Source organism: Burkholderia stagnalis (assembly GCF_902830275.1).
In the GTDB taxonomy this organism is placed as follows: Bacteria; Pseudomonadota; Gammaproteobacteria; order Burkholderiales; family Burkholderiaceae; genus Burkholderia; species Burkholderia stagnalis.
Map to the genome: position 1 here is coordinate 164,830 of NZ_CADESW010000018.1, position 13,843 is coordinate 178,672.

Annotated in this window: 6 protein-coding genes; all 6 read left to right on the forward strand. The window is 72.8% G+C overall.

The annotated features are described in order from the left end of the window. Positions 1–59: 59 nt before the first annotated feature. The 6 genes from HWY45_RS27010 (at position 60) to HWY45_RS27035 (ending at position 13,379) form a co-directional block, all read left to right on the forward strand. Positions 60–278 (forward strand): MbtH family protein, encoded by a 219-nt coding sequence (locus HWY45_RS27010; protein WP_059534389.1) that lies wholly within the window; start codon positions 60–62, stop codon positions 276–278. 42 nt (positions 279–320) lie between these two features. Next, on the forward strand, positions 321–9,404 hold the full coding sequence (locus HWY45_RS27015) for a non-ribosomal peptide synthetase (RefSeq protein ID WP_150999371.1): 9,084 nt from the start codon (positions 321–323) through the stop codon (positions 9,402–9,404). Beyond that, a complete protein-coding gene (locus HWY45_RS27020; RefSeq protein ID WP_059884197.1) occupies positions 9,401–10,633 on the forward strand; it encodes a nucleotide disphospho-sugar-binding domain-containing protein in 1,233 nt (410 codons plus the stop codon). Before HWY45_RS27015 ends, HWY45_RS27020 begins: the two co-directional genes overlap by 4 nt. A 48-nt stretch (positions 10,634–10,681) precedes the next feature. Continuing rightward, on the forward strand, positions 10,682–11,206 hold the full coding sequence (locus HWY45_RS27025) for an aspartyl/asparaginyl beta-hydroxylase domain-containing protein (RefSeq protein WP_059563232.1): 525 nt from the start codon (positions 10,682–10,684) through the stop codon (positions 11,204–11,206). A gap of 10 nt (positions 11,207–11,216) precedes the next feature. Continuing rightward, a complete protein-coding gene (locus tag HWY45_RS27030; RefSeq protein ID WP_059810818.1) occupies positions 11,217–12,296 on the forward strand; it encodes an NAD-dependent epimerase/dehydratase family protein in 1,080 nt (359 codons plus the stop codon). A 69-nt stretch (positions 12,297–12,365) separates the two neighbouring features. Then, complete coding sequence (locus tag HWY45_RS27035; protein WP_059884198.1) at positions 12,366–13,379, forward strand: UDP-glucuronic acid decarboxylase family protein; 1,014 nt, start codon at positions 12,366–12,368, stop codon at positions 13,377–13,379. The last annotated feature ends 464 nt before the right edge of the window (positions 13,380–13,843 follow it).

Sequence of the window (13,843 nt, forward strand, 5' to 3'; positions counted from 1 at the left end):
GCGTCGCCGCGCCTTTCACTTCGGATTACCGATCTTTCGATTTCACAAGGAGAACGCAGATGGCAGACCTCGATCACGACACCGTTTACACGGTCGTCATCAACGACGAAGAACAGTATTCGATCTGGCCGACCTACCGGCCCGTGCCGGCCGGCTGGCGCGAAGTCGGCAAGACCGGCACCGAGGACGAATGCATCGCGTACGTCGACCAGGTATGGACCGACATGCGCCCGCTCAGCCTGCGGCGCTTCCTCGAACAGTCCCAGCCGCAGTCCTGAGCGTCACCCTGCCGATCCCGATGCCGAACCGACGGAGCGTACATGATTCACGATAACGGTCTTGATCTCGATTTCGATCTCGATCTCGCGTTGCTGAAATCGCTGGCGGGCGACGACGTCGCCGCGAGCGCCCCCGACCGCGCGATTCCGCGCCGGCCGCCCGGCACGGACGCGCCGCTGTCGTTCGCGCAGCAGCGCCTGTGGTTCCTGCACGAACTGAACGAAAGCGGCAACGGCTACACGATCGGCAGCGCGTTCCGGCTGCGCGGCGCGCTCGACGAGGCGCTGTTCGTCGAATGCGTCGACGCGCTCGTGCGTCGCCACGACGCGTTGCGCACCGCGATCCGCGTGCGCGACGGCGTGCCCGGGCAGCACGTGTGCGCGCCCGGCCACGCCGACATCGCGGTCGAGGACTGGACCGGCCGCCCCGGCGCCGCGCAGCACGCGACGCTCGTCGAGGCCGCGCGCGCGCTGTTCGCGACGCCGTTCGATCTCGCGGCGGGCCGCCCGTTCCGCCTGCGTGTCGTGCGGCTGTCCGCGCACGAGCACGCGGTGCTGATGCATCTCGATCACCTGTTCGGCGACGCCACGTCGATGAGCATCCTGCTGCGCGAGCTGATCGCGCTGTACGACGCGCGGCGCGCGGGCCGCGCGCACGCGCTGCCGCCGCTCGGCATCACGTATGGCGATTTCGCGGCATGGCAGCGCGCGGGCGGCGAGGACTGGGCGCGCGAGCGCGCGTACTGGCGCACGCAGCTCGCCGGCGCGACGCCGCTCGAGCTGCCGCTCGACGGCGTGCGCGGCGTGCGGCGGGCTCACGCGGCGCACGCCGATCGCCTGCTGTCGTGCACGATCCCCGGCCCCATCGTGACGGCACTCGACCGCCTCGCGCGCGACGAGCGCACGACGCCGTTCGCCGTGCTCGTCGCGGGCTTCATGGCGCTGGTCGCGCGACATGCGCGACAGGACGACATCGTGATCGGCACGTCGGTGTCCGGGCGCGAGCGGGTCGAGACGCAGGCGATGGTCGGCTTCTTCGCGAACATGGTCGTGCTGCGCGGCGACCTGTCCGGCGACCCGGGCCTGCGCGAGCTGACGCGCCGGCAGACGGCCGTGATCCGCGATGCGATGAGCCACGCGGCGCTGCCGTACGACAAGCTGGTCGACGACTTGCGCGTGCCGCGCGAGGCGGGCCGCAATCCGCTGTTCCAGATCGCCGTCACGATGCTCGACCAGCGGCCCGACGCGACCTTCGCGCTCGGCGGCCTGACGGTCGAGCCGATCGTCGCGCAGGAGGCGTCGCGCTTCGATCTCGAACTGTTCTTCGCGCGCGACGGCGACGGCCTCGCGCTCGCGCTGTCGTTCGACGCGGACCTGTTCGAGCGCACGTCGATCGAGCGGCTCGCCGCGCAGTACGTCGCGCTGCTCGAACACGCGGGGCGCGAGCCGGACCTGCCGTTTTCTCGGCTCGCGCTGTCGAGCGGGCTCGCGGGCGCAGTCGCGGCAGTCGATGCCGCACCGGCGCACGCCGCACCGCCCGCCGCGCGCTTCGCGCCGGTTTGCGAGCGCGTGCGCGAGCACGCGCGGGCGCGGCCCGACGCGATCGCGCTGCGCTGCGGCGACGCGACGCTCAGCTACCGCGCGCTCGATGCGCGCGCCGACGCGCTCGCGCATCGGCTCGTCGACGCCGGCTTCGGCGCAGGCACGCGCGTGGGCCTGTGGTTCCGGCCCGGCTTCGACACGATCGTCGCGATGCTTGCCGTGCTGCGCGCGGGCGCCGCGTACATCCCGCTCGACCCCGGCTATCCGGAAGCACGCGTGCTGACGGTGCTCGAGGACGCGCAACCTGCCGTCGTGCTCACCGAGCGCGCGCTCGAGGCCACGCTGCCCGCCGCCGCGCACGCGAGCGCGGCGATCTGGTCGATCGACGACGACGCGCCGCCTGTCGCATCGCCGCCGCCATTGCCCGCGCCCGACCCCGACGCGCTCGCGTACGTGATCTTCACGTCGGGCTCGACGGGCCGCCCGAAAGGCGTGTGCGTGACGGCCCGCAATCTCGCGCGGCTGTTCACGTCGACGGAAACGCTGTTCGGCTTCGACGAGACCGACGTGTGGACGCTGTTCCATTCGACCGCGTTCGACTTCTCGGTATGGGAAATCTGGGGCGCGCTCGCGCACGGCGGCGAACTCGTCATCGTGCCGGAGGCCGTGCGCCGCACGGCCGACGCGTTCTACGACCTGCTGTGCGACGCGCGCGTGACCGTGCTGAACCAGACACCGTCGGCGTTCCGCCAGCTGATCGCCGAAGAGGAGCGCAACGGCCGCGAGGCGGAGCTTGCGCTGCGCCACGTGATCTTCGGCGGCGAGGCGCTCGAACTGGCGAGCCTGCGCGGCTGGATCGACCGCCACGGCGACGACACGCCGGCCCTCGTCAACATGTACGGCATCACCGAGACGACCGTGCACGTCACCTATCGGCGCATCACGCTCGCCGACGCGCGCGGCCGCAACGGCAGCCTGATCGGCGAGCCGCTGCCCGACATGACGATCCGCCTCGTCGACCCGCATCTGCAGCCCGTGCCGCCCGGCATGGTCGGCGAGATTCTCGTCGGCGGCGCAGGCGTGTCGCGCGGCTATCTCGGCCGCGATGCGCTGACGGCCGAGCGTTTCGTCGTCGATGCGGCCGGCGCCCGCCTCTATCGCAGCGGCGATCTCGGGCGCATCGACGCGCACGGCCGGCTCGAATATCGCGGCCGCGCCGATCAGCAGGTCAAGCTGCGCGGCTTCCGGATCGAGCTCGGCGACATCGACGCGGCGCTGCGCGCGCATCCGGCCGTCGCCGACTGCGCGATCGTCGTGACGGGCGCGGGCGACGCCGCGCAGCTCGTCGCGTACGCGGTGCCGCGCGGTGGCGATGGCGGCGCCGATGCAGCGGAGGCCGGAACCGGCGCCGCGCCCGGCTGGCGCGACAGCTTCGACATGATCTACAGCGGCGACGCGGCCGACGACGAGCTGCTCGACATCGTCGGCTGGACCGACAGCTACGACGGCGAACCGATCCCGCGTGACGAGATGCGGATGTGGCGCGACGAAACGCTCGCGCGGATCCGCGAGCGGGCGCCGCGCCGCGTGCTCGAGATCGGCTGCGGCAGCGGCATGCTGCTGCTGCCGCTCGCCGCGTCGTGCGAGCGCTTCGTCGGGCTCGATTTCTCCGCGCAGGCGATCGCGCGGCTCGGCCGCGTCGTCGAGCGGCGCGGGCTGCGCACGGTGACGCTGATCGAACGCGCCGCCGACGCGCTCGACGGCCTCGCGCACGATTTCGACACGATCGTCGTCAACTCGGTCGCGCAATACTTTCCCGATGCCGCCTATGCGCTGCGCGTGATCGAGCGCGCGCTCGACCATCTCGCGCCGGGCGGCCGGCTGATCGTCGGCGACCTGCGCAGCCTGCCGCTGCTGCGGCAGTTCCAGGCGACGAAGCTGCTGCGCCGGCGCGACGGCGCGCGCGAGCGCGCGACGCTGCGCGCGCAGCTGGATCGGCTCGTCGCGCAGGAACCCGAGCTGCTGTTCGATCCGGCCTTGTTCGACGCGCTCGCGGCGCGGCGCGGCGACGTCGCCGACGTCGACGTGCGGCTGAAGCACTTCGCGAGTGGCAACGAGCTCGCGTCGTATCGCTATGACGCGATCATCACGAAGACGGGCGGCGCGGCGGCGGCTCGCGCCGTGCCGGCTGCCGCGCCGCGCGACATCGACGCGGCCGCCGCGGCGGACCTCCGCGTGCTGTGCGACGACGCGCTGCGCGCCGATGCCGGCGTCGTCGTCCGGCGGATTCCGAACGCCCGGCTCGCGCACGCGAACGCGTTCGTCGCGTGGCTCGATGCCGCCGACGACGGCGCGACACTGCCCGACGGCTTCGCAACGACGGCGCCGGACGCGGCGGTCGATCCGGCCGCCGTCGACATAGCGACGTCGGCGGCCGGTGCGGCTTGCCGGCTGCGCTGGTCGGACGGTCGCGCAGATGGCGCGTTCGACGCGTTCGTCGCGCCGCTCGACGCCGCGTCCGGGATGCCCCGCGCGGCGACGGGGGGCGTATCCGATGCATCCGGTGCATCCGGTGCTTCGAACGCGCTTGCGCCGAGCACGGCCTCGCTTTCCGCCGACGCCGACCTGCTGCGTTTCTTCAACGTACCGTTCCGCCAGCCCGACGACCTGCCGCGCACCTTGCGCGCGCATCTGCACAAGCGCCTGCCCGCGCACATGGTGCCGTCCGCCGTGCTGCTGCTCGACCGCCTGCCGCTCACGCCGAACGGCAAGCTCGACCGCGCGGCGCTGCCGTCCATCCATCAGGCAGCGGCCGTCGCCGATACGACGGAGCGCGACACGCGCGATGCGGCGACCGCCACCGAGCGGCTCGTCGCGGCCGTCTTCGTCGAGGTGCTCGGCGTCGCGCGCGTGGGCCGTGCCGGCCACTTCTTCGAACTCGGCGGCCATTCGCTGCTCGCGACGCAAGTGGTCGCGCGGCTGCGTGACGATCACGGGATCGACCTGCGGCTGCGGACGATCTTCGACCATCCGACCGTGCAGGATCTCGCCGCCGCGATCGATGCGGCGGCGAACGCGGATGCGATCGGCGAACCGGCGGAAGCATCGCCGACCGCGCAACCGATGCGGCGCGACAGCGATCGCGCTGAAGCGCAGTCGCGTACGTCGGTGTCGGTGGAGGCGTCCGCGTCTGCGTCTGCGTCTGCGTCTGCGTCTGCGGATGCGTCTGCGGATGCGGATGCGAAGTCGGGGTCGGGGTCGGAGTCGGAGTCGGAGTCGGAGTCGGAGTCGGAGTCGGAGTCGGAGTCGGAGTCGGAGTCGGAGTCGGAGTCGGAGTCGGAGTCGGAGTCGGAGTCGGAGTCGGAGTCGGAGTCGGAGTCGGAGGCAGAGGCAGAGGCGCCGGCGCACAACCCCATCCCCCACCCCGAATCGGAAACCGAAGCCGCCCCGATCCACACCGCCCCGCTGTCATTCGCGCAGCAGCGCTTCTGGTTCCTCGATCGCCTCGCGGGCGACGACAGCGCGCTCTATCACATCGCGTCCGCGCTGCGCCTGCGCGGGCCGCTCGACGTCGCCGCCGCAAAGCGCGCGATCGACGCGATCGTCGCGCGGCACGACAGCCTGCGCACGACGTTCGCGCTCGTCGGCGACGCACCGCGCCAGCGCGTGCACGCCGCGTGGCGCCCGGCCCTGCGCATCGTCGACCTCACCGGCGCGGACGACGCCGCCGTGCGCGACGCGGCCCGCCGCTTCGCCCGCGAGCGCTTCGACCTCGCCGCCGAGCCGCCGCTGCGCGTCGGCCTGCTGACGCTCGGCGCGCACGATGCGCTGCTCGTCGTCGCGATGCATCACATCGTCTGCGACGGCTGGTCGCTCGGCCTGTTCGCGCGCGAGTTCGCGCATGGCTACGCGCACGGCGCGCCGCTGGCGCCGCTGCCGTTCGGCTATGCCGACTACGCGGCGCGCCAGCGCGAAGCGGCGGCCGGCGCACGCCTCGACACGGCGCTGGCCCGCTGGCGGCAGCGGCTCGCGGGCGCGCCCGAGGCACTCGCGCTCGCGACCGACCGGCCGCGGCGCGCGCAGCGCAGCCACGCGGGCGGCAAGGTGTCGTTCACGCTGGACGCCGACGAAACCGCCGCGTTGCGCGCGCTCGCGCGGCAGACGGGCACGACGCTGTTCGTCGTGCTGCTCGCGGGCTACGCGTGGCTGCTCGCGCGCGACGCCGACCAGGACGAGGTCGTGATCGGCAGCCCGATCGCCCAGCGGCCGTCGCGCGACGCCGAGCAGATGATCGGCTGCTTCCTGAACACGCTGCCGCTGCGCTGCGACTTCCGCGGCGAACCGAGCGCGCGCGACGCGCTCGGCCGGCTGCGCGACGTCGTGCTCGACGCGTTCGAATGGCAGGACGTGCCGTTCGAGACGATCGTCGCCGCGTCGGGCCAACCGCGCACGCCCGACCGCACGCCGCTGTTCCAGGCGATGCTCGTGCTGCAGAGCGCGCCCCGGCATGCGATGCGCCTGCCGGGGCTCGAGATCGACGCGTTCGACGACGACGAAACGGCCGCGCAGTTCGAACTCACGCTGTTCGCCCACGAGGACACGGCGTCCGGGCAACTGCGGCTCGACTGGCAATACGACGCCGAGCTGTTCGACCGCGCGACGATCGACGCGCTGAGCGCGCGGCTGCGCCGCCTGTATGCGGATCTCGCGCGCCGGCCCGACACGCCGCTCGCGCGGCTCGACGGCCTCGACGACGCGGCGCGCGCGCAATTGCTCGCCTTCGGCGACCGTCGCGCGGCGCGGCTCGACGCACCGCTCGTGCACGATGCGATTGCACGGCACGCGCGCGCCGCGCCCGGCCATCCGGCGCTGGTCGCATCCGATCGCACGCTCGACTACGGCGGGCTCGATGCCGCCGCGAACCGGCTCGCGCGCCAGCTGCGCGCAATGGGCATCGGCGCTGGAACCGGCGAAACCGGCGCAACCGCCGAAAGCATCGTCGCCGTCGCGCTCGAGCGCTCGATCGACGCCGTCGTCGCGCTCGTGGCGATCCTGCGGGCGGGCGGCGTCTACGTGCCGGTCGATCCGGAGCAGCCGCCCGCGCGCGTGACGACGATCGTCGGCGAGGCAAGGCCGGCGCTCGTGATCACGCGCGCGGCGCTTGCGCCGCGCTTCGCCGATGCGGCCCGCGCGATGCTGCTCGTCGATCGCGACGCCGGCGCGATCGATGCGCGCGACGCGTCGCCGCTCGATGCGCCCGTGCATCCGGACGCGCTGGCGTACGCGATCTTCACGTCGGGCTCGACCGGCGTGCCGAAGGGCGTCGCGATCAGCCATCGCAGCCTGGCCGCGTCGACGGCGGCGCGCCTGCATGCGTATCCGCCCGTGGCGAGCATGCTGCTCGTGCCGTCGCTCGCGTTCGACAGCTCGATCGCGACCCTCTTCTGGATGCTCGCGAGCGGCGGCACGCTGCATATCCCGGACGCCGCCCACGCGCGCGACCCGCGTGCGCTGGCCGCGGCGGTCGAGCACGGCCGCATCGCGGGCTGGCTCGGCGTGCCGTCGCTGTACGCGCTCGCGGTGGACCTGTGCGCGCCGTCGCTCGCGTCGCTCGACGTCGTCGTGCTGGCGGGCGAGACGCTGGGCGCGAACGTCGTCGACGCGCACTATCGGCATGGCCCGGCCTGCACGCTCGCGAACGAATACGGCCCGACCGAGGCGACCGTCTGGGCGAGCGTGCATTTCGTCGAGCGCGCGGCGGCCGGCGCCGCGCCGATCGGCACGCCGATCGCGGGCAGCCGCCTCGTCGTGCTCGATCGCCACGGCGCGCTCGCGCCGGTCGGCGTCGAAGGCGAGCTGGCCATCGGCGGCGCCGGCGTCGCGCGCGGCTACCTGCATCGCCCCGGGCTCACCGCCGCGCGCTTCGTGCCGGACCCGTTCGCACACGGCGAGCGGCTGTACCGCACCGGCGACCGGGTCCGCTGGCGGCGCGACGGCACGCTCGACTTCATCGGCCGGCGCGACGCGCAGGTCAAGCTGCGCGGCATCCGCATCGAGCTGGACGAGATCGACGCGTGCCTCGCGTCGCATCCGCGGGTCCGGCAAGCGGCGTCGCGCGTGCTGTCGCATGCGGACGGCCGGCAGGAACTGATCGCCTACGCGGTGCTCGGCGACGGCGTCGATGCAGGCAGCGCCGACGGCATGCACGGCATCGACGACGTGGCCGACGCGCTGCGCACCCATCTCGCCGCACACCTGCCCGCCGCCGCCGTGCCGGCGCGCGTGCTCGCGATCGACGCGTTGCCCGTCAATGCGAACGGCAAGCTCGACCGCGACCGGCTGCCCGCGCCCGGGCCGGTGCGCGCGGCCGTGCGCGGCGAGGCCGGCAGCCCGACCGAAGCCGCGATGCGCGCGCTGTGGGAGGAGCTGCTCGGCCATCCGGTCGACGCGCTGCAGGCGGACTTCTTCACGCTCGGCGGCGATTCGCTGCTCGCCGTCAAGCTGATCGCGCGGATCGAGCAACGCTTCGGCGTCGCGCTGCCGCTTGCCGACCTGTTCTCGCACGCCGGCATCGAGGCGCTGAGCGCGGCCGTCGATCGCGCCGCGGCCAGGGCTCGCACGCCGCACGCGACACCCGTGCGCGCGGATGTCGCGTCGGGCGCCGCCGTGATCCCGCTGGGCGGCGGCGTGCACGCGCCCCGCGCGACGATCGCGCTGCTGCCCGACATCTCGGGGCTCGTCGTGTCGCTCGTGCCGCTCGCGGCGGCGCTCGGCGCGCGCTATCGCGTGCTCGGGCTGCAGGCGGCCGGGCTCGACGAACGCGCGGCGCCGCTCGCCGACGTCGAGGCGATCGCCGACGCGCATGCACGCGCGCTCGTCGACGCGACCGGGGCGGCGGGCGGAGCAGGCGCGGCGAACGCGCCGCTCGTGCTCGTCGGGTATTCGTGGGGCGCGAGCGTCGCCGCGTGGGTCGCGCGCGCGCTCGAACGCGACGGCGCGGCGCCATGCCTCGTCGTCGCGCTCGACGCGCCGCCCGCGAGCGACGCCGATTTTGCCGCGCAATTGCCCGCCGACGAACCGGGCCTGCTCGAATACATGACGACCGCGCTCACGCAGTCGCTCGGCCGCGACCTGCGGATCGACGCGGCGACGCTCGCGCCGCTGTCGCACGCGCAGCGGATCGACGCGTTCGCCGAACGGCTCAGGGCCAGCGGCGTCGTGCCGCCCGACGTGCCCGCGAGCCGCATCGCGCGGATGGTCGACGTGTACCGCGCGAATCTCGCGGCCGACAAGGCGCTCGCCGGCCGCCCGGCGCCCGCGCCGATCGGCGCGCCCGTCGCCGTCTGGGTGAGCGACGGCGGCGCGCATCCTGCCGGACGCGGTGCGGATCTCGGCTGGTCGGCGCGCACGTCGGCGGGCGTCTCGCTCCATCGCGCGGCGGGCGACCACCTGAGCATGGTGCGCGCCCCGCATCTGGGCGCGCTCGCCAACGCGATCGCCGCGCGCATCGACGCGGCGCTCGACGGGGCCGGCGCGTGCACTGCATCCCGCGATACCGGATTCCAGGAGGGTCACACGTCATGAAAGCCCTGTTCGTCAACGTCTCGTCGGTCGGCCACGTCGTGCCGACGCTCGGGCTCGTGCGCGCGCTCGTGCAACGCGGCATCGAGGTCGCGTATCTCGAGATCGACGCGCACCGCGCGGAACTCGAGGCGAACGGCGCGCGCTTCGTGCCGTTCGCGCCGTTCTCGCCGTATCAGGGGCCGCAGGGCGCGCAGGTGCTGGCGCTGCCCGCGGTGCTCGCGCACTGCGCGGTCGACGCGACGCAAACCGTGCTCGAGGCGATCGACGCCGAGCGCCCCGACATCGTCGTCCACGACCTGCTGTGCACGTGGGGCCGCCTCGCCGCCGATCTCGCGGGCGTGCCGAGAATCGCGTCGGTCGCGTCGGCGGCGCTCACGCGCGACATGCTGACCCGCGAACCGATCGCGCGCGCGTGGCGCGCGGCGGCGGGCGACCCGGGCGCCTTCGACGCGTTCGTCGCGCGCTGCTGGGACGCCATCGGCCGGCGCTACGGCTGCCCGCCCGAGGACGGCGTCTCGACCGCGCTCAACACCGCGCCGACCAACCTCGTCCACCTGTCGCGCACGCTGCAGCCGAACGCGGATGCGTTCGGCGCCGACTATCTGTTCTGCGGCTCCGGCGAGCCCCGGCGGCTCGTCGCGCAGGATTTCGACTGGTCGCGCGTCGGCGCGCGGCCGGTGGTCTATGCGAGCTTCGGCACCGCGCACGATCCGGGCCATGCGTTCTACGCGGCGCTCGCGCGCGCGATGCACGACGTCGACGCGACGCTCGTGGCGGTCGAGAGCCCGTCGATGACGCAGCCCGGGCCGATCGCCTGGCCGGACGGCACGATCGTCTGCGCGAACGGCGCCGCGCCGCAGCTCGCGCTGCTCGAGCGCGCGGCGCTGTTCGTGAGCCACGTCGGCGGCGGCGCGGTGCGCGAGGCCGCATGGACCGGAACGCCCATGCTCGGCCTGCCGCAGACCTTCGAGCAGGACCTGCTGCTGCAGCGCCTGACCGAACACGGCGTGGCGCGACGCCTGTCGCCGGCACCCGACGCCGGCGAGATCGCCGCCGCCGTGCGCGCGATGCTCGCCGACCCGGCGCTGCGCGCGCGCGCCGCGCGCCTTGCCATGTCGGAACGCGCATCGAACGCGCAGCAGCAGGCGCTCGATGCGATCGTCGGCGCGATGCGCGCCCGGCCGCCCTCACACGCGGCGCGGCCTTCGCCGCTCGCCGACGCGAATTGACCCACCCGAAGCACCCGCCGCATTCACCGAAGTCGAGGAAACACGACCATGTTCTACCAGCCCGAGCTGTTCCCCATGATCCCCGCCGTCGCGCACGGCTGGGAAACCATCCTGCGCGAGCTCGACGAACTCGCGCAGGCCGCCTTCATCAAGTGGCCCGAGACGAACATCTACGACGGCAACTGGACCGTCTTCCCGCTCTTCAAGGCCGAGCAGCGCGTCGAGCAGAACTGCCTGCTGTGCCCGGAGACGACGCGCCTGCTCGAAACGGTGCCGGGCCTCGTGAACGCCGGCTTCTCGTCGCTCGCGCCGGGCACCTACATCGGCCCGCATTACGGCTACACGAACGAAGTGCTGCGCTGCCACATCGGCCTCAAGCCGTCGGAGAACTGCGCGATCCGCGTCGGCCCGGACGTGCGCAGCTGGAGCGCCGGCTCGTGCCTCGTGTTCGACGACACCACCGAGCACGAAGCGTGGAATCGCGGCACGAAGACGCGCGTCGTGCTGCTGTTCGACTTCAAGCGCGACCCGTCGCGCACCGTCACGTTCCCCGCCGAGTTCCACACCTACTGAGCACGCCGCCATGTCCACGTTACTCGTCACCGGCTCGGCCGGCCTGATCGGCTCCGAAGTCGTCGAAACGCTCGCGCCCGGCTTCGAACGCGCGATCGGCATCGACAACAACCTGCGCGCCAGCTTCTTCGGCGACGCGGGCGACACGACGCGCCGCCGCGCCCACCTCGAGCGCGCGGTGCCCAACTACGTCCATTACGCGCTCGACGTGCGCGATCGCGCGGGCGTGCTGAAGCTGCTCGCCGACAATCCGCCCGACCTCGTCGTGCACGCGGCCGCGCAGCCGAGCCACGATCTCGCCGCGCGCATGCCGTTCGACGACTTCGACGTCAACGCGGGCGGCACGCTGAACCTGCTCGAGGCGACGCGCCGCGCGAACCCCGAGGCCGTGTTCGTCCATCTGTCGACGAACAAGGTGTATGGCGACGGCCCGAACCGCCTGAAGCTGGCCGAGACGGACACGCGCTGGGTCTACGCGGACCCGGCCGACGCGCTCGGCATCGGCGAGGATTTTCCGATCGACCAGTCGTGCCATTCGGTGTTCGGCGCATCGAAGGTCGCGGCCGACGTGATGGTGCAGGAGTACGGCCGCTACTTCGGGCTGCGCACCTGCTGCCTGCGCGGCGGCTGCCTGACCGGGCCGAACCAGTCGGGCGTGCAGCTGCACGGCTTCCTCAACCACCTGACGCGCACCGTCGTGCTCGGCAACGAATACCGGATCTTCGGCTACCGGGGCAAGCAGGTGCGCGACAACATCCATTCGCGCGACGTCTGCGGCTTCATCCGCGCGTTCTACGACGCGCCGCGCGTGGCCGAGGTCTACAACCTCGGCGGCGGCGCGGACAACAGCATCTCGGTGATCGAGGCGCTCGACGCCGTCGGCCGCGCGAGCGGGCGCAAGCCGGTCACCGCGTACGTCGACGAGGCGCGCATCGGCGATCACATCTGCTACGTCAGCGACCTGACGAAAATCCGGTCGCATTACCCCGACTGGCGCATCACGACGCCGCTCGACGCCCTCATCGACGAGATGGTCGAGCGCCTGCTCGTCGCCGAGGGCATCGGCCGGCCGTCGTATCACGGCGCCTGAGCGCCGCACCCAACCGCGAACGCGGCCGGCTGGCCGCGTCACCGACGTCTTCGAATCAGGAGCGACATCGTGAAGTTCACCCGCAAACGCATTCTGGTCACGGGAGGCGCCGGCTTCCTGGGGTCGCACCTGTGCGAGCGCCTCGTGCGGCTCGGACACGACGTGCTGTGCATCGACAACTATCTGACGGGCGCGAAGGACAACGTCGCGGCGCTGCTCGGCCATCCGCGCTTCGAGCTGCTGCGGCACGACGTGACGCTGCCGCTGCGCGTCGAGGTCGACGAGATCTACAACCTCGCGTGTCCGGCGTCGCCGCAGCACTACCAGCGCGATCCCGTGCAGACGATCAAGACGAGCGTGGTCGGCGCGATCAACGTGCTCGGGCTCGCGAAACGCACGGGCGCGCGCGTGCTGCAGGCGTCGACGAGCGAGGTGTATGGCGACCCCGTCGTCCATCCGCAGCCGGAGAGCTATCGCGGCAACGTCAGCCTGCACGGCCCGCGCGCGTGCTACGACGAAGGCAAGCGCTGCGCGGAGACGCTGTTCTTCGAATATCACCGGCGGGACGGGGTCGACATCAAGGTCGTGCGGATCTTCAACACGTACGGGCCGCGGATGCAGCACGACGACGGCCGCGTCGTGTCGAACTTCATCGTGCAGGCGCTGCGCGGCGACGACCTCACGCTGTACGGCGACGGCAGCCAGACGCGCGCATTCTGCTACGTCGACGATCTCGTCGGCGGGCTGATCCGGATGATGCAGACGCCCGCCGACGTGACCGGGCCCGTCAACCTCGGCAACCCGGTCGAGATCCGGGTGCGCGCGCTCGCCGAGCGCATCGTCGCGCTGACGGGCTCGCGCTCGCGGATCGTCGCGCATCCGCTGCCGGTCGACGATCCGACGCAGCGCTGCCCCGACATCGGCCGCGCGCGCGAATGGCTCGGCTGGGAGCCGGCCGTCGCGCTCGACGACGGGCTGCGCCGCACGATCGAGTATTTCAGCGCGAAGCTCGGCGTGCCTGCGCGCGCGACGGACGACGCGCCGGCGCTCGACGAGCAGCCGGTGCTGATGCCGGCGTCGTGATGGCGTGATGGCGTGATGGCGTGGTGCGGTGGTGCCGTGGTGCCGTGGTGCCGTGGTGCCGTGGTGCCGTGGTGCCGTGGTGCCGTGGTGCCGTGGTGCCGTGGTGCCGTGGTGCCGTGGTGGCGTGACGCCGTGGTGCCGTGGTGCCGTGGTGCCGTGGTGCCGTGGTGCCGTGGTGCCGTGGTGCGGTGGTGCGGTGGTGCGGTGGTGCGGTGGTGCCGTGGTGCCGTGGTGCCGTGGTGGCGTGACGCCGTGACGCCGTGACGCGGTGACGCCGTGATGCCGTGATGCCGCGCTGGGCGTGGCGATCGCGCGGGCCGGGCGCGGTGGACACCCACCGGAGGTATCCGGAATTTCGTGTGTGAGGCGGGTTGAGATTCAGACTCCGATGTTGAATCGTTCCGGGTAAAGCAGTGCGAACTGCGTCATCGCACTCTTCCAATCGTGCCGGGAGCCGGTCCATT